Source organism: Streptococcus gwangjuense (assembly GCF_003627155.1).
In the GTDB taxonomy this organism is placed as follows: Bacteria; Bacillota; Bacilli; order Lactobacillales; family Streptococcaceae; genus Streptococcus; species Streptococcus gwangjuensis.
This window is the reverse complement of the sequence record NZ_CP032621.1, coordinates 978566-995769: the sequence shown is the minus strand read 5'-3', so window position 1 is coordinate 995769 and position 17204 is coordinate 978566. Positions and strand designations below refer to the sequence as shown.

General features: G+C 37.4%; 15 protein-coding genes. 10 read left to right on the top strand and 5 right to left on the bottom strand.

What is annotated here, in order from left to right; all coding sequences use genetic code 11:
- Positions 1-22: 22 nt before the first annotated feature.
- Both D7D53_RS04925 and D7D53_RS04920 read right to left on the bottom strand, forming a co-directional pair.
- Positions 23-2077, bottom strand: a complete 2055-nt coding sequence (locus D7D53_RS04925) for an FtsX-like permease family protein (RefSeq protein WP_120770306.1) — start codon at positions 2075-2077, stop codon at positions 23-25.
- Complete coding sequence (locus D7D53_RS04920; RefSeq protein WP_120770305.1) at positions 2067-2840, bottom strand: ABC transporter ATP-binding protein; 774 nt, start codon at positions 2838-2840, stop codon at positions 2067-2069. The genes D7D53_RS04925 and D7D53_RS04920 overlap by 11 nt, the downstream gene beginning before the upstream one ends.
- 528 nt (positions 2841-3368) lie before the next feature.
- Between D7D53_RS04920 and D7D53_RS04910 the strand changes: the two genes are divergently transcribed.
- Complete coding sequence (locus D7D53_RS04910) at positions 3369-3629, top strand: hypothetical protein (RefSeq protein WP_120770304.1); 261 nt, start codon at positions 3369-3371, stop codon at positions 3627-3629.
- 87 nt (positions 3630-3716) lie between these two features.
- Here D7D53_RS04910 and D7D53_RS04905 read toward each other — a convergent pair whose 3' ends face one another.
- The 3 genes from D7D53_RS04905 to guaA all read right to left on the bottom strand — a co-directional run bounded on the left by D7D53_RS04905 (position 3717) and on the right by guaA (position 8723).
- Entirely contained in the window at positions 3717-4874 is a 1158-nt protein-coding gene (locus D7D53_RS04905; protein ID WP_120770303.1) for a hypothetical protein, read from the bottom strand.
- A 50-nt stretch (positions 4875-4924) separates the two neighbouring features.
- Entirely contained in the window at positions 4925-6940 is a 2016-nt protein-coding gene (locus tag D7D53_RS04900) for a hypothetical protein (protein WP_120770302.1), read from the bottom strand.
- Positions 6941-7160: 220 nt separating this feature from the next.
- Positions 7161-8723 carry a glutamine-hydrolyzing GMP synthase gene (gene guaA / locus D7D53_RS04895; protein ID WP_120770301.1) on the bottom strand — a complete coding sequence of 521 codons (1563 nt, stop codon included), beginning with the start codon at positions 8721-8723 and terminating at the stop codon, positions 7161-7163.
- Positions 8724-8864: 141 nt separating this feature from the next.
- Between guaA and D7D53_RS04890 the strand changes: the two genes are divergently transcribed.
- The 9 genes from D7D53_RS04890 (at position 8865) to atpD (ending at position 17197) form a co-directional block, all read left to right on the top strand.
- Positions 8865-9563 carry a GntR family transcriptional regulator gene (locus D7D53_RS04890; protein WP_120770300.1) on the top strand — a complete coding sequence of 233 codons (699 nt, stop codon included), beginning with the start codon at positions 8865-8867 and terminating at the stop codon, positions 9561-9563.
- 137 nt (positions 9564-9700) lie between these two features.
- On the top strand, positions 9701-10987 hold the full coding sequence (locus D7D53_RS04885) for a peptidase U32 family protein (RefSeq protein ID WP_120770299.1): 1287 nt from the start codon (positions 9701-9703) through the stop codon (positions 10985-10987).
- Positions 10988-11302: 315 nt separating this feature from the next.
- Entirely contained in the window at positions 11303-11503 is a 201-nt protein-coding gene (locus tag D7D53_RS04880) for a F0F1 ATP synthase subunit C (RefSeq protein WP_001054560.1), read from the top strand.
- A gap of 33 nt (positions 11504-11536) precedes the next feature.
- A complete protein-coding gene (gene atpB / locus D7D53_RS04875; protein ID WP_000392870.1) occupies positions 11537-12247 on the top strand; it encodes a F0F1 ATP synthase subunit A in 711 nt (236 codons plus the stop codon).
- Positions 12248-12260: 13 nt separating this feature from the next.
- A complete protein-coding gene (atpF, locus tag D7D53_RS04870) occupies positions 12261-12755 on the top strand; it encodes a F0F1 ATP synthase subunit B (protein WP_001103468.1) in 495 nt (164 codons plus the stop codon).
- A complete protein-coding gene (locus tag D7D53_RS04865) occupies positions 12755-13291 on the top strand; it encodes a F0F1 ATP synthase subunit delta (RefSeq protein ID WP_120770298.1) in 537 nt (178 codons plus the stop codon). Before atpF ends, D7D53_RS04865 begins: the two co-directional genes overlap by 1 nt.
- 14 nt (positions 13292-13305) lie before the next feature.
- Complete coding sequence (gene atpA, locus D7D53_RS04860) at positions 13306-14811, top strand: F0F1 ATP synthase subunit alpha (protein WP_042900828.1); 1506 nt, start codon at positions 13306-13308, stop codon at positions 14809-14811.
- 15 nt (positions 14812-14826) lie between these two features.
- Positions 14827-15705, top strand: coding sequence for a F0F1 ATP synthase subunit gamma (locus D7D53_RS04855; protein WP_000301224.1), 879 nt, complete (start codon positions 14827-14829; stop codon positions 15703-15705).
- Between the two features lie 85 nt (positions 15706-15790).
- Positions 15791-17197 (top strand): F0F1 ATP synthase subunit beta, encoded by a 1407-nt coding sequence (atpD, locus tag D7D53_RS04850; RefSeq protein ID WP_000094357.1) that lies wholly within the window; start codon positions 15791-15793, stop codon positions 17195-17197.
- Positions 17198-17204 lie beyond the last annotated feature (7 nt).

Genomic DNA, 17204 nt, shown 5'->3' with positions numbered 1-17204 from the left:
CCTTTTCCTATTTTATTCTACCTTATTCATCTCTTTTGGGTTCCATTAATGACAATAAGTACTTGTTGCTATTTTTCTTTACAATTCTGATATAGATGACTTCAAAGCCAGCTAACAGCAGTACGATCAGCATGGCTGTGATAAATCTCTGCCCCTTAAGCATTCTTGCGCTAGTGGGCACTATTCCTGTGAGGAGGGAGCTCACTCCGAAGCTACTACTGATAAGTGCAAGGGCTATTGGTAGACCGAAATACCAGTTGACTTGCTTTTCTGACGATTTACAAAGAGTTTCGTAGTTGGCACCAAGATGGATTAAGGTCTGGTATCGTCTATAGGATTGTCTTTGTCCCATCAAAAACTGAACGCCGATAATTGTATTTGCGACAACAAGGAAGATGATAGACAGATAGATGGTGACATAGCTGGCAGAGATAATGTAAAACAATTGTCTTCCCATATTTTGTATATAGCTTTCATAGCCAAGAGAGGTTTGATTTAGCTTTTCATTGGTATCTGAGATAGCTCTCATCAAGCCTTTTTCCTTGACTAGCTCAGGAGCCAAGATACCGCTAACATAGTTCGAATAGCGACCGTCTGTATAGCTCATAAAAATCTCATCTGGAACTATGAGAGCGACAGAGAGGGTTATCTCATGATCCGTTACGATTGGCAAAGACTCCACCTCGCCAATCAATTTTACATCATTTCCCATGACTTTGATTTGAGGCTTTGTCTTTAGGACAGAGTTGACAAGACTTTCATCTGGCAGAAAATCTTTCCCCATATACAAATATGCTTCCTTATTAGTTAGTTCTAGAGGAGGAAGATTGGCAGCCTTTTTAAGTTCATTGTATTCGGAAACTGGTATGAGGTGGAAATTAGTAGACTGTTTAAATTTATGGAGCAAAACTTCCTTGTTCTTGTTGTCTTTTTGATTTTTCAACTCCTTGATGACCTCTTCAAAGGACACGGATTCGTGTTCTTTAGTTTGGCCTACTTTAATTTGCAGAATCTTTGAAAACTGTGATACTAGTCCGGCAGCTTCAAGCTCTTTTTTAACTGCATTTACATCAAGATTTTCATCTGTTTCCTGCTTACTATCTCTAAATGTATAATCCAATACGTGGGTTTGATTGCCTGAATTGCCGCTTGCAATGGCCACACCTGCTCCAAAGAGGCACAAGGCAGAGAAGATTAAGAGGGAGCAGACAGCCAGTATAGTTGAGCGTTGGATAACTAATTCCTGAATCTGTCTAAAATTATAGGCATGAAGTTTTCGATTGTTTCCAAGCTTGACCAAAAAGTCTATGAATAAACGCATACCAAAGAAGAGTAGGATAGTTCCCAGAGTTCCTAAGAGAACGGTGATGCCCATTGTTATGACATTTTCCCAAGCTCGTCCACTCATACCCATGTAATAGGCTGTTCCTAGAAGCAAAATTCCGAGGACAGAAGCAAGAAGGTACACCCCCTTGGGGAGTAGTTTCTTCATCCCAGAAGGAGAATAGGCGAGCAGGTTTCCGATTTCCATATTGGCAGTCTTTGCACTTAAAAGGACAAAAACAGCTAATTTTACGGCTAGGAAGCCGATGACTGTATAGAGTAGAGCTGTGGTAGATAGAGAAAATTGATGTTCAATAATCCCTAGTCCCACAATTTTAGCGGTTATTAGGCTAATCAATTCTGAAATTAAGATGGAAATAGGAAGTCCTATTCCAAGGGCAAGGACACTGTTTCTCAAATCCTCTAGCAGAAGTAGCAAGAACAGTTTGCTTCTTCGCATTCCCAGTGTGAGATAGACACCAAATTCATGTTTTCTCCTTTCCATCTGCATACTGCTTGAGAAGTAGACTAGAAAAAAGAGAATAAAGAGCGTTGCTACATAAAGAATGGGAATCATGCTAAAGAGTTTATTTACAGCGTCACTTTCTATTTGTTTTAGAAAGTGCATCACATCTTGATGAGACAAAGAAAGGATGATGTAAAAGGAGATAATAGACAGAACCATAGAACTGAAATACAAGCCGTTATTTTTTCGATCTCTCTTGCTATTTCTTGAGACTAATTTAGAAAACATTACCATCACCTCCAGCTAGTGCAGCCATGACCTTTAGTATTCTGTGGTAGAAGTCTTCTTGACTTTCTCTTGGATAATCGCGACGGATTTCATGGAATAGTTTTCCATCTTGGATAAACAAGATGCGGTTGCAAAAGCTAGCTGCTACGGAATCGTGGGTCACCATGAGAATGGTGGTTTCTTCCACTTGATTCATTTCGGATAATTTTTGCATCAAAATGGTCGCATTTTTTGAATCCAAAGCCCCTGTGGGCTCGTCCGCAAATACAATCTTAGGGTCTAAAATTAAGGCGCGCGCAGCAGCTACCCTTTGCCGTTGACCACCTGATAATTGAGATGGGAACTTATTTAGAAGTTCAGAAATATCCAGATACTGGGAAAGCAATTCTAACCGAACCTTGCTTTCATTAGTATCGACCTTGTGCAAAGATAAGGGAAGTAAAATATTCTCTTTGGCAGTCAGATTGTCCAAAAGCTCAAAATTCTGGAAGAGATAGCCAATTTCCTTGCCACGATAATCAGCCAAATGGTTCCCTTTTAACTGACCTAAATCTTTTCCTTGCATTTGAATAGAGCCATCAGTTGGCTTAATAATAGTAGCGAGACAGTTAAGAAGGGTTGTTTTCCCAGAACCGCTACTCCCCATAATTCCTAAGAACTCGCCTTTGACAACTTGAAAAGATATGCCATCCAAGGCTTTGGTAATATTGGGCTCTTTCCCATAATGCTTTTTTAATGATTCTACTCGTAAAATGGTTTCCATGTGAAACACCTCCATTTTTTGTTACTTTCATTATAATATGAATCAGAGTAGAATAATACTTACGGATGATGTAAGAAATCTTTATCGCTGACTTTTATAGTTAGGTTATTGGAGCTATACTTACTATATTATAGCATGGTTTCAGGGATTTAAAAAGAGGAGTTGAGAGTCGAGAAATTTTCCTAATATTGAAATTATAAAAAATAATACCACTGTAGTCCATGCTCCAGCAGTATTATTTTATAGGAAACTCTACTCCCACTCAATTGAGACTGGTATATCCCTATCCCTTGTAAATCAAGGGTTTAGAAGGGTTATATACTTCAATGGGGGGATTTTTCGGGGGGATTGATTTTTTCATATGCTGATTTCAATTAAATTTTACTCTTGTTTCTGATGCGGTTTGTACGGTAATTGCATTTGTAAGTAGTTGAGCTATCTCTTTATCAGCACCACTGTACAAGTACTAATGATAGTCAGCTATCAGGAACATATTCATACGAAAAAAGCGGTATTGATGGTTCTGAAATGGGATTCGAAGACGAAGAATTGACATTGCATTACGAACTAAAAGTAAGTGGTGATGAAAACATATTTAATATCAATCTCCTTTCAGAGATAGGCAATAATGTGAAGTATCTCTATTCCGAGAAAGTAGCTATTGATACAGACAAACAGATTATCAGTGATAACAATGGTACTGAGCTGAAATATTCAGTTTCTGGAGATTCTGTAACAATGCCTGATTTAGCAGGAGATAGTGGTGAAACAGTAACATTAAGTAAATAGAATAAACCAAAAAAGAGAGCTTGATATGTAATCTATCAGGCTCTATTCTTGTAAGATTGTAAGTAATATTTTATATTAATCATCTAATTACAGTTTTTTTACATTTTTTATTAATATTTCTGTATTGTCAATTAAAAATTTCCCATCATTATTACTAATAAACTCATTGATATATTTAAGAATACAAACATAATGATTATAGTAAACGTTATATGTATTTACATCTAAACAGAAGTGAGTTAAAGCAAATTTAACATGGTCAGTTCGTTTAATATCGGTGAAATCTACGATTTTTGCTCTTTTGGTATCAATTTTCTTTCCTAGAGCATATCTATTCGGAATTTCGTTATTATCACTATTATGAATGATACTATAGTCATTCATAATGGGTGTATTTACTTTAAAATTTTCAAAAAAATGTTCTCTATTAATAAAAAGATTATGGGATTTTAATTCCTTAATTAATTTAATAATGGGTACATACAGGTTTGTATTAAACATATTAATAGAGGTGATTCTATCTAACTCGTTTGTTAATATTTTAATTTGCTCGTCATAGCTTGTAAATAAGTTAAAACCCAGCAATTCATGCGAAAGTAGTCTATTTATTTCTGTAGGAGTCATATTTAAAACATTAGTAATTGCTTCAAAAGAGCAGACAGTTTCACTTCCATATAAAACCTTTATAATTCTTGATATGATATTAATAAAGCATGAATAGATTTTTATACTATAAAAGTCACTAACTTCTTGGACTTGTTCTAAAGTATAGTAATTCTTATCAATTATTTGTTTAAATATATCAGCTAACTTTTTCCTTGTTTCGGAAATATTGGATGTTTCATAAGTTAGAATTCGTCTATTACGTAAATCGAAAGGTAGTTCTGAAACATCGCCAAAATCAGAATTGAACACACAAATAACTCTATCCCACCCTAGACAATTTACTGCATATCCTAATTCAAATAATACGTTAGGGTTAGGAGTTCTTTTACCATTTAAACTACTGTTTATAATTGATATATCTGCTATAAATAGGCCACACTTATCAATTTTGGTTAATATTGAATCAACAATATCTGGACTACCTAGAACACCTTTTGTATCTCTGTCAATTTCAGTGATAAGAGAGTACGGAGAATCTTGGTTCATTTTTTTCAATGCTAATTTTATAGAATTCTCAATTAAATTTCTATTTGTTTTATTCGGTAAGTCAGATTGCCATGAAAAGAATATTGTAGTCATAAAAAGCTCCGATAGTTAATCAGTAGAATATTATTTATGAATGAATTTGGTTAGCAATAACTACGATGTTTGAGTTCCTCATTTATTTTGATAATATAGAAAATTAATATGAGCAGAATGAGATGATAGTCATACTCATATTGCTGAATAGAATCATAAATAGGTACTCCATGCAAATACTTATTTCTGATTCCCCAGCTATTGTCATATGATTTGTTATTTAGGACAAAATTCAAATAATTAATTTCTTGAATTGAAAATAAGGTATCCGAAAATATTAACCATCCATTATCAAGCATCCTATCAGCACTGAGTTTTTCAGATTCAGATAAAGATATACTATTAACAGAGCCATATAAGAACATTTTTTCTAAAAGACTTATTTGGGACATATCTTTAAAAGATATAACACCTGTATCATTTTGGCAAATTCCAGCATCTATTAGTAGTTTTATGTAATCTATTTGATATTCATGAAAATTTGCATAACTCAAGCATTGTTGTGAAATTAATTCCTTAAAGTTGCTTCCTTTGTATTCCTCATTAATAAAATGAATAGGACTTTGGTCAGAGAATAATAAATTAACAATCTGTTGAATATTATTATCTGAATTATTCATTGAGAAGTATTTTCTTTTAGTAAAACTCTGCAAAGATTCAATTGAAGGAGTAGAAGTAATATTATATAAATTTACATCAATAAGCCCTTCTTCACTCAATAATTTGTATTGTTTTCTTAATGATTCTTCGATTCTAAAAAGTGTTGCTGTTTTATTTCCCGTTGTTTCTGAAATTGAAGGCACATCAAAATGTATCCAATCAATACCGTACTGATTAGTCAGGAAAATATCGAAAAACCAAGTAATGAAATCTTCAATTCTTAGACTGAATTTCTGTAGTATTTTTGATAAAGCAATCAGTTTCATCACGTATAGTTGATGCTTGACTGAGAAGTAAAAACCAAATTTATAGTGATTTCTAGTCGAAATGCCTAACGTTCTTTCAAGTACCCCCATCTCTAGTTGAGGAAAGCTTGCTAATGCAAAAGTACCAACACTTGTGCTCAGTTCAAAGTCTTTACAAAAATAGTCTAATATATTTTGAAAATTATGTTTTTCAAAAAGTTTAGCACTATCTATAAAAGTTGATATTGTATATTCATATTGTTTTGGCCTAGATCCACCTGTTGCGACTGCAATAGGATTATACAAACCTTTTTCAATTCCCTCAATATGAAGTTCCCTACTCTTTTTAATTGCGTAATAGTACGCTTCCTTCTTTGTATATACTCTAATATCAACTTGAATTCCAAAATCCTTATCATTAAAACTAGAATTAAATTCTTGAATTTTTTTGTCAATCAACAGTTTTTGTTTATCTGTAAGTTGAAAGTATCTATTCTTATCGAAACCTTTTATAGGGTTTCTTAAAATTTTTAAATAATTTATATTCACATCGGGGTCACAAATATATTTTTCAATTAAATCATTCCACTCTAAATTTGTGATATTACTTGGGATAACATTTTTACATGAATTTGAATCTACAAAATTATCGAGTAATATTTCAAGATGAGAGGGTGAACTCAGAAAAAATTGCTTAATGAAAGTAGGATACTTTTTTAGAAAATAGGTATTTTTTAAGAGATGACATAAATGTAGATTGGATTCTATAAAATATTGCACAAACTCTACTTCACTAATTTTTTGACCATAGTTAAATAATGTAAATATCTCAAAAAAGTCTTCACGATAGTTATATTCGCTTTGTAGAAGTTTTATGTTATTTAAAATCTCATCTTTCGGAGCAGAACCAAAATAATTATTTTGTAGTTGAATCATCGAAGGAAGAGATTTCTTTATTTTTTCAATATAGCTTAGCGACCAGTCAATTGAAAAAACCTCATTTTCTATGAATTTGATAATATTATAAAATTCAAGGGCTTCCAAAAAAGAATTTAGACTATAAGAATTCGATAAATAAGCATCTAAAATTTCTTGAATTCTTGGAAAATAGAAACCGATAGATAAGTCATTTACATCATAAAATTTTACTCTAGAAATCATATATATTTTTTACATTTGAAAAATAAAATTACGTGCTATAAAAATACTTTGTACTTTTTATTATAAAAATCCCTCCAAAAATGTTGGTCAAAAAAATTTTTAACTAACTTTTCGAGGGGATTTAGGGGGGAATCAAATGAAGATACACCCTTTTTAGACTATTTTGTTCCTGCTAAACTGCTGTAGAATCGCTATTTTGAAGGTAAATCAAGCCTCTCCATTACTCCCACTCAACGGTTGCAGGTGGTTTACTTGTAATATCATAGACGATACGGTTAACATGATCCACTTCGTTTACGATACGTACTGAGATTTTTTGAAGGACATCCCATGGAATTTTGGCAAAGTCAGCAGTCATACCATCGATAGAAGTGATCGCACGGATTGCAATCGTGTAGTCATAAGTACGACCGTCACCCATAACGCCGACTGAACGAACGCCTGTGTTAACTGTGAAGTATTGCCAGATATCGCGATCAAGACCAGCTTTAGCAATTTCCTCACGAAGAATAGCGTCTGACTCACGAACGGTTTCAAGTTTTTCTTCAGTAATTTCTCCCATGACACGGATAGCAAGGCCTGGTCCTGGGAATGGTTGGCGCCATACGATATGGTCTGGCATACCAAGCTCTGTACCAAGGGCACGAACTTCGTCTTTATAAAGAGTGTTGAGTGGTTCAATCAATTCAAACTGCATGTCTTCTGGAAGACCACCCACGTTGTGGTGTGACTTGATAGTTTGAGCTGTATCTGTACCAGACTCGATAACGTCTGTATATAAGGTACCTTGAGCAAGGAATTTCACATCTTTGAGCTTGCTTGCTTCGTCATCGAATACATAGACAAATTCATTACCGATGATTTTACGTTTTTGCTCAGGGTCAGAAACACCAGCAAGTTTGTCGAGGAAACGTTTTGCAGCATCTGCTTTAACGATATTTAAACCAAACTTACCACCAAGCATGTCCATAACTTGGTCAGCTTCTCCTTTACGAAGAAGACCGTGGTCTACAAAGATACAGATCAATTGATCGCCAATTGCTTTCTGAAGAAGAACCCCAACAACTGAAGAGTCAACCCCACCTGAAAGGCCAAGAAGGACACGTTTATCTCCAACTGTTTCACGGATTTTTTTGATCTGCATATCAATAAAGTTATCCATTGACCAATCGCCTTTAGCTTTACAGATGTTAAGGGCAAAGTTACGAAGGATATCATTTCCGTATACAGAATGACGAACTTCTGGGTGGAATTGGATACCGTAAATGTGTTTATCTGGATTTTCAATGGCTGCGTAAGGGCAATCAGCTGAAGTCCCTGTACGAACAAAGTCAGCAGGAATCTCAGTAACTGCATCACCATGGCTCATCAAAACAGTCTGTTCATCAGGTGTTGATTCAAAAAGAGCTGATGGTGTGTGAGTTAGGGTTGATTGACCATATTCACGATTTCCAGCATCACCTGCGGGAACAACTTTTCCTCCAAGTTTATGGGTCAACAACTGCATACCATAACAGATTCCCAAAATAGGAATTCCAAGTTCGAAAATTTCTGGGTCAATATCGAATGAACCATCTTCGTATACAGAGTTTGGACCACCTGAAAGAATGATTCCTACCGGATTGATTTCACGAACTTCAGCAGCTGAAATTTTATGGCTCTTTAATTCTGAAAAAACACCAATCTCACGGATACGGCGTGAAATCAGCTGGTTGTATTGGCTACCATAGTCCAAAACGATGATTTTTTCTACATCTTGCAAATCAGTTGAAATGTTGCTCATCTTTTTCCTTTCTCAAAAGAAATATCTTTTTCCAATATTCTATCACAAATAAGGGCGAATTACCAACTAAACAAGGCAAAGTTTGACTTTTTCTAGTTTATTGGGGTACAATAGAGAAAAGATAGAAATGAAGTGAAAAATATGTTACCCGCTTATATGAAAATCCATGATCAGATTAAAAAGGATATTGACGAACATCGTTGGGCCATTGGTGAGAGACTTCCCAGTGAACGAGATTTAGCAGAGCAGTTTGCGGTTAGTCGCATGACTCTCCGCCAAGCTGTATCTCTGTTAGTCGAAGAAGGCGTCTTAGAGCGCCGCGTAGGAAGTGGCACCTTTGTTTCTAGTACTCGAGTACAAGAAAAGATGCGAGGGACAACCAGTTTTACTGAAATTGTTAAGTCCCAAGGTAAAGTACCCTCTAGCCAGCTCATTTCCTACAGAAAAACAATTCCCAATGAGCAGGAAGTTGCCAAGCTAAGAATTTCTCCTACCGAAAATATTATCCGAATGGAACGGGTCCGCTATGCCGACCAAGTTCCTCTAGTTTATGAAGTTGCTTCTATTCCTGAAAAATTCATTAAGGACTTTAAAAAAGAAGAAATCACCAGTCATTTCTTCCAAACCCTGCAAAAACACGGCTACCGTATCGGTAAATCACAGCAGACTATTTACGCTCGTCTAGCTAAAGAAAAGATTGCTCACTATTTGGAAGTTGAAAGAGGACATGCTATTCTTGGATTAACCCAGGTTTCCTATCTAGAAGATGGGACAGCTTTTGAATACGTGAAAAGTCAGTATGTTGGCGAACGTTTTGAATTTTATCTTGAAAATAACTAGTCTAGAAAGGCTAGTTTTTTGATTTCCTAAAAGATTAGAATTGTCAAAACAATCTGTCTAGGCTTGATTTTATGGCTTATTTACTATAAAATGAGAAGGAAAAACGTCAAACTTTTATATTGCAAATAGGAGAAAACATGACAAAAACATTAAAACGTCCTGAGGTTTTATCACCTGCAGGAACTTTAGAGAAGCTAAAAGTAGCTGTTCAGTATGGGGCAGATGCTGTCTTTATCGGTGGTCAGGCCTATGGTCTTCGTAGTCGTGCAGGTAACTTTACTTTCGAACAGATGGAAGAAGGCGTGCAGTTTGCTGCCAAGTATGGGGCTAAGGTCTATGTGGCTGCCAACATGGTTATGCACGAAGGAAATGAAGCTGGTGCTGGTGAGTGGTTCCGTAAACTGCGTGATATCGGGATTGCTGCAGTTATCGTATCTGACCCAGCCTTGATTATGATTGCAGCGACTGAAGCACCGGGGCTTGAAATTCACCTCTCTACTCAAGCCAGCGCCACTAACTATGAAACTCTTGAGTTCTGGAAAGAACTTGGCTTGACGCGTGTCGTTTTGGCGCGTGAGGTTTCAATGGAAGAATTGGCAGAAATTCGCAAACGCACAGACGTTGAGATTGAAGCTTTTGTCCATGGAGCTATGTGTATTTCTTACTCAGGTCGTTGTACTCTTTCAAACCACATGAGTATGCGTGATGCCAACCGTGGAGGGTGTTCTCAGTCTTGCCGTTGGAAATATGATCTCTACGATATGCCATTTGGGAAAGAACGTAAGAGCTTGAAAGGTGAGATTCCTGAAGAATTTTCAATGTCAGCCGTTGATATGTCTATGATTGACCATATTCCAGATATGATTGAAAATGGAGTAGACAGTCTCAAAATCGAAGGACGTATGAAGTCTATTCACTACGTATCCACAGTAACAAACTGCTACAAGGCTGCTGTTGATGCTTATCTAGAAAGTCCTGAAAAGTTTGAAGCGATCAAACAAGACTTGATTGATGAGATGTGGAAGGTCGCCCAACGTGAATTGGCAACAGGTTTCTACTACGGTACACCATCTGAAAATGAGCAGTTGTTTGGTGCTCGTCGTAAAATTCCTGAGTACAAGTTTGTCGCTGAAGTGGTTTCTTATGATGAAGCGACACAAACAGCGACCATTCGTCAACGGAATGTCATTAACGAAGGCGACCAAGTTGAGTTTTATGGCCCAGGTTTCCGTCATTTTGAAACGTATATCGAAGATTTACATGATGCCAAAGGCAATAAAATCGACCGCGCTCCAAATCCGATGGAACTATTGACTATTAAGGTGCCTCAACCTGTTCAAGCAGGAGACATGGTTCGAGCTCTCAAAGAAGGACTCATCAATCTTTATAAGGAAGATGGAACCAGCGTCACAGTGCGTGCTTAATAAACATGTAGGGGACGAAAGTTTTCTAGTTGCTTTCCCTTTAATTCTTCTTACTAAAAGAGCATTAGGTTAAAGAAAATATATTAATTTCCATCCGAGATTTCATCTCGGATTTTTTCATTATTTTTCAGAAAGACCTAGATAATGGACGGATTTATTACAAGTTTTTTCCAAAGTTTTCTATATAATAAGCTAAAAAATAGTAAAATTGTAAATAATTTTCATTAAACGCTTTCAATGTTAGTAAAAAGTTGACAAATCCAATTTTTAGGACTAAACTAAGTAAGTAAATTTTAATTAAAAGGAGAATTCGTCATGAATTTAACATTTTTCGGTCTATGTCTTGCCTGTATGGGTGTATCTCTTGGTGAAGGTATGTTGATGAACGGTTTGTTGAAATCAGTTGCTCGCCAACCAGATATCATCTCAGAACTACGTAGTTTGATGATCCTAGGGGTTGCCTTTATTGAAGGTACTTTCTTTGTTACTCTTGTCTTTTCATTTATCATCAAATAAAAGAAGTATAAATTGAAAAAGGGAGGATTTTAGATGGAAGAAAGTATTAATCCAACCATCAATATTGGTCCTGTTACCTTTAATTTAACCATAGTAGTTTTGACTTTGTTGACTGTAGCACTTATTTTTGGCTTTATTTATTGGGCAACTCGAAATATGACTTTGAGACCCACAGGAAAACAAAATGTATTAGAGTATTTATTTGATTTTGTTGTTGGATTTACAAAATCAAACCTTGGTCCAATGATAAAGGATTATTCTCTCTTTTATTTCTGTTTATTCCTATTTATGGCCATTGCAAATAATATTGGCTTAATGGCTAGAATTCAGACTACAGATGGTGTAAATCTTTGGACCTCACCAACAGCAAATTTGTCATTTGACTTGGTCTTGTCTTTTACAATTATCTTGATGACCCACGTAGAAGGAATTCGTCGTCGTGGAATCAAAAAGTATTTAAAAGCATTTGTAACACCAGGTTTTATGACACCAATGAATCTCTTAGAAGAAGTTACCAATCTCCTTTCACTTGCATTGCGGGTCTTTGGTAATATCTTTGCAGGGGAAGTGATGGCAAGTATGTTAGTCCTACTTTCTCATCAGGCCTTCTATTGGTATCCTATTGCTTTTGGAACAAATCTAATCTGGACTGCATTTTCTGTTTTTATTTCTTGTGTACAAGCATATGTATTTACATTGTTATCTTCAATGTACCTAGGAAATAAAATTAATGATGAAGAATAGAAAGGAGTAGTTTATGAATGTAACAGTAGGTGAATTACTTGGTGATTTTATACTAATCGCTGGTTCCTTTATTCTCTTGCTAGTCTTGGTTAAGAAATACGCTTGGTCAAATTTGACTAGCATTTTCGAACAAAGAGCAGAAAAAATTGCAGCAGATATTGACGGAGCTGAACAAGCACGTCAAAAAGCAGAAGTATTGGCTCAGAAACGCGAAGATGAATTGGCTGGTAGCCGTAAAGAAGCTAAGACAATCATTGAGAATGCGAAAGAAACAGCTGAGAAAAGCAAAGCTAGTATTTTAGCAGATGCTAAGCTAGAAGCAGGACGCTTGAAAGAAAAAGCGAACCAAGAAATTGCTCAAAATAAAGCTGAAGCTTTACAAAGCGTTAAGGGTGAGGTAGCAGATTTGACAATCAGCTTGGCTGGTAAAATCATCTCACAAAACCTTGACGGTCATGCCCATAAAGAACTCATTGATCAGTATATCGATCAGTTAGGAGAAGCTTAATGGACAAGAAAACAGTAAAGGTAATTGAAAAATACAGCATGCCTTTTGTCCAATTGGTTTTAGAAAAAGGAGAAGAAGACCGTATCTTTTCAGACTTAGCTCAAATCAAGCAAGTTGCTGAAGAAACAGGCTTACCTTCTTTTTTAAAAAAAGTGGCAGTAGACGAGTCTGACAAGGAAAAAACGATTGCGTTCTTCCAAGATTCAGTATCATCTTTATTGCAAAACTTTATTCAGGTTCTTATCTACAATCACAGAGCAAATCTTTTTTATGATATTCTTGTAGATTGCTTGAACCGACTTGAAAAAGAAACAAATCGATTTGAAGTGACGATTACGTCAGCTCATCCTTTAACTGATGAACAGAAGAGTCGCTTGCTCCCTTTGATTGAGAAAAAAATGTCTCTTAAAGTAAGGAGTGTAAAAGAACAAATCGATGAAAGTCTTATTGGTGGTTTTGTCATTTTTGCCAATCACAAGACAATTGATGTGAGTATTAAACAACAACTTAAAGTTGTTAAAGAAAATTTGAAATAGAAAGTGGTGTTCTTTTGGCAATTAACGCACAAGAAATCAGCGCTTTAATTAAGCAACAAATTGAAAATTTCAAACCCAATTTTGATGTGACTGAAACAGGTGTTGTAACCTATATCGGGGACGGTATCGCGCGTGCTCACGGCCTTGAAAATGCCATGAGTGGAGAGTTGTTGATTTTTGAAAACGGCTCTTATGGGATGGCTCAAAACTTGGAGTCAACAGACGTTGGTATTATCATCCTAGGTGACTTTACAGATATCCGTGAAGGCGATACAATCCGCCGTACAGGTAAAATCATGGAAGTCCCAGTAGGTGAAAGTCTGATTGGTCGTGTTGTGGACCCACTTGGTCGTCCAGTTGACGGTCTTGGAGAAATCCACACTGATAAAACTCGTCCAGTAGAAGCGCCAGCTCCTGGTGTTATGCAACGTAAGTCTGTATCAGAACCATTGCAAACTGGTTTGAAAGCTATCGACGCCCTTGTACCGATTGGTCGTGGTCAACGTGAGTTGATTATCGGTGACCGTCAGACAGGGAAAACAACAATTGCGATTGATACAATCTTGAACCAAAAGGGTCAAGATATGATCTGTATCTACGTAGCGATTGGACAAAAAGAATCAACAGTTCGTACACAAGTAGAAACACTACGTCAGTACGGTGCCTTGGACTACACAATCGTTGTGACAGCTTCTGCTTCACAACCATCTCCATTGCTCTTCCTAGCTCCTTATGCTGGGGTTGCCATGGCGGAAGAATTTATGTACCAAGGTAAGCATGTTTTGATTGTTTATGATGATTTATCAAAACAAGCGGTAGCTTATCGTGAACTATCACTCTTGCTTCGTCGTCCTCCAGGTCGTGAAGCCTTCCCAGGGGATGTTTTCTATCTTCACAGCCGTTTGCTTGAGCGCTCAGCTAAAGTTTCTGATGAACTTGGTGGTGGATCTATTACAGCCCTACCGTTTATCGAGACACAAGCAGGAGATATCTCTGCCTATATCGCAACCAACGTGATTTCAATCACTGATGGACAAATCTTCCTTGGTGATGGTCTCTTCAATGCAGGTATTCGTCCAGCCATCGATGCGGGTTCTTCTGTATCGCGTGTAGGTGGTTCTGCACAAATCAAAGCCATGAAAAAGGTTGCTGGTACACTTCGTATCGACCTTGCTTCATACCGTGAGTTGGAAGCTTTCACTAAGTTTGGTTCTGACTTGGATGCAGCAACGCAGGCTAAGTTGAATCGTGGTCGTCGTACAGTTGAAGTTTTGAAACAACCTGTTCACAAACCATTACCTGTTGAGAAACAAGTAACCATTCTCTATGCTTTGACACATGGTTTCTTGGATACTGTTCCAGTAGATGAAATTGTTCGTTTTGAGGAAGAGTTCCATGCCTTCTTTGATGCTCAACATCCAGAGATTTTGGAAACCATTCGTGATACAAAAGACTTGCCAGAAGAAGCAGTCTTGGATGCTGCGATTACAGAGTTTCTCAATCAAACCAGCTTCCAGTAAGAATAGAGGTGTCAGATGGCAGTATCTCTAAATGATATTAAAACAAAAATCGCCTCAACAAAAAATACGAGTCAAATCACTAATGCCATGCAGATGGTATCAGCTGCTAAGCTAGGTCGTTCTGAAGAAGCTGCTCGCAACTTCCAAGTTTATGCTCAAAAAGTTCGTAAACTTTTGACGGATATTCTTCATGGTAATGGAGCTGGTAGTTCAACTAATCCGATGTTGATTAGTCGTCCAGTTAAGAAGACAGGCTATATCGTCATTACTTCAGACCGCGGTTTGGTTGGAGGTTATAATTCTTCTATTCTGAAAGCCGTTATGGAGCTGAAAGAAGAATACCATCCAGACGGTAAAGGTTTTGAAATGATTTGTATTGGTGGAATGGGAGCTGATTTCTTTAAGGCTCGTGGTATTCAACCACTTTATGAATTACGTGGCTTGGCAGACCAACCTAGCTTTGATGAAGTTCGTAAGATTATTTCAAAAACTGTTGAAATGTACCAAAATGAACTTTTTGATGAACTCTATGTCTGCTACAACCACCATGTCAATACGCTAACTAGTCAAATGCGTGTGGAGCAAATGCTTCCAATTGTTGACTTGGATCCAAATGAAGCAGATGACAGTTACAGCTTGACCTTTGAATTGGAAACTAGCCGAGAAGAAATTTTGGAGCAGTTGTTGCCTCAGTTTGCAGAAAGTATGATTTACGGGGCTATTATCGATGCTAAGACAGCTGAAAATGCTGCGGGTATGACCGCCATGCAAACAGCGACAGATAATGCTAAGAAAGTCATTAATGATTTGACAATTCAGTATAACCGTGCCAGACAGGCGGCGATTACACAAGAAATTACAGAAATCGTAGCAGGAGCTAGTGCCTTAGAATAGGCACTAGTCCAGCTCGTATGAAAATGAACTTAGGACCTAGTTAAGCTAGGGACCGACAGTATCTTATATAGAATAGGAGAAGGAGATGAGTTCAGGTAAAATTGCTCAGGTTATCGGTCCCGTTGTAGACGTCTTGTTTGCAGCAGGGGAAAAACTTCCTGAGATTAACAATGCACTTGTCGTCTACAAAAATGACGAAAGAAAAACAAAAATCGTCCTTGAAGTAGCCTTGGAGTTGGGAGATGGTATGGTTCGTACTATCGCCATGGAATCAACAGATGGTTTGACTCGTGGAATGGAAGTATTGGACACAGGTCGTCCAATCTCTGTACCAGTAGGTAAAGAAACTTTGGGACGTGTCTTCAACGTTTTGGGAGATACCATTGACTTGGAAGCTCCTTTTACAGAAGATGCAGAGCGTCAGCCAATTCATAAAAAAGCTCCAACTTTTGATGAGTTGTCTACCTCTTCTGAAATCCTTGAAACAGGGATTAAGGTTATCGACCTTCTTGCCCCTTACCTTAAAGGTGGTAAAGTTGGACTTTTCGGTGGTGCCGGAGTTGGTAAAACTGTCTTGATTCAAGAATTGATTCACAACATTGCCCAAGAACACGGTGGTATTTCAGTATTTACTGGTGTTGGGGAACGTACTCGTGAGGGGAATGACCTTTACTGGGAAATGAAAGAATCAGGTGTTATCGAGAAAACAGCCATGGTATTTGGTCAGATGAATGAGCCACCAGGAGCACGTATGCGTGTTGCCCTTACTGGTTTGACAATCGCTGAATACTTCCGTGATGTAGAAGGACAAGACGTGCTTCTCTTTATCGATAATATCTTCCGTTTCACTCAGGCTGGTTCAGAAGTATCTGCCCTTTTGGGTCGTATGCCATCAGCCGTTGGTTACCAACCAACACTTGCTACGGAAATGGGTCAATTGCAAGAGCGTATCACATCAACTAAGAAGGGTTCTGTAACCTCTATCCAGGCTATCTATGTGCCAGCGGATGACTATACTGACCCAGCGCCAGCAACAGCCTTCGCTCACTTGGACTCAACAACTAACTTGGAACGTAAGTTGGTACAATTGGGTATCTACCCAGCCGTTGACCCACTTGCTTCAAGCTCACGTGCCTTGGCACCTGAAATTGTTGGAGAAGAGCACTATGCAGTTGCTGCTGAAGTAAAACGCGTTCTTCAACGTTACCATGAATTGCAAGATATCATTGCTATCCTTGGTATGGATGAGCTTTCTGATGAAGAAAAGACCTTGGTTGCTCGTGCCCGTCGTATCCAGTTCTTCTTGTCACAAAACTTCAACGTTGCGGAACAATTTACTGGTCAGCCAGGTTCTTATGTTCCAGTTGCTGAAACTGTTCGTGGCTTTAAGGAAATACTTGATGGTAAACACGACCACTTGCCAGAAGATGCCTTCCGTGGTGTAGGTTCTATCGAAGATGTGATTGCAAAAGCTGAAAAAATGGGATTTTAAGAGGTGA

Excerpts from the sequence above, each read along its gene's own strand:
- D7D53_RS04900 (WP_120770302.1), bottom strand. The coding sequence starts at position 6,940 with ATGATTTCTAGAGTAAAATTTTATGATGTAAATGACTTATCTATCGGT.
- D7D53_RS04925 (WP_120770306.1), bottom strand. The coding sequence starts at position 2,077 with ATGTTTTCTAAATTAGTCTCAAGAAATAGCAAGAGAGATCGAAAAAAT.
- D7D53_RS04905 (WP_120770303.1), bottom strand. The coding sequence starts at position 4,874 with ATGACTACAATATTCTTTTCATGGCAATCTGACTTACCGAATAAAACA.
- atpD (WP_000094357.1), top strand. The coding sequence starts at position 15,791 with ATGAGTTCAGGTAAAATTGCTCAGGTTATCGGTCCCGTTGTAGACGTC.
- D7D53_RS04880 (WP_001054560.1), top strand. The coding sequence starts at position 11,303 with ATGAATTTAACATTTTTCGGTCTATGTCTTGCCTGTATGGGTGTATCT.
- atpB (WP_000392870.1), top strand. The coding sequence starts at position 11,537 with ATGGAAGAAAGTATTAATCCAACCATCAATATTGGTCCTGTTACCTTT.
- D7D53_RS04855 (WP_000301224.1), top strand. The coding sequence starts at position 14,827 with ATGGCAGTATCTCTAAATGATATTAAAACAAAAATCGCCTCAACAAAA.
- D7D53_RS04885 (WP_120770299.1), top strand. The coding sequence starts at position 9,701 with ATGACAAAAACATTAAAACGTCCTGAGGTTTTATCACCTGCAGGAACT.
- D7D53_RS04865 (WP_120770298.1), top strand. The coding sequence starts at position 12,755 with ATGGACAAGAAAACAGTAAAGGTAATTGAAAAATACAGCATGCCTTTT.
- D7D53_RS04910 (WP_120770304.1), top strand. The coding sequence starts at position 3,369 with ATGGGATTCGAAGACGAAGAATTGACATTGCATTACGAACTAAAAGTA.
- guaA (WP_120770301.1), bottom strand. The coding sequence starts at position 8,723 with ATGAGCAACATTTCAACTGATTTGCAAGATGTAGAAAAAATCATCGTT.
- D7D53_RS04890 (WP_120770300.1), top strand. The coding sequence starts at position 8,865 with ATGTTACCCGCTTATATGAAAATCCATGATCAGATTAAAAAGGATATT.
- D7D53_RS04920 (WP_120770305.1), bottom strand. The coding sequence starts at position 2,840 with ATGGAAACCATTTTACGAGTAGAATCATTAAAAAAGCATTATGGGAAA.
- atpF (WP_001103468.1), top strand. The coding sequence starts at position 12,261 with ATGAATGTAACAGTAGGTGAATTACTTGGTGATTTTATACTAATCGCT.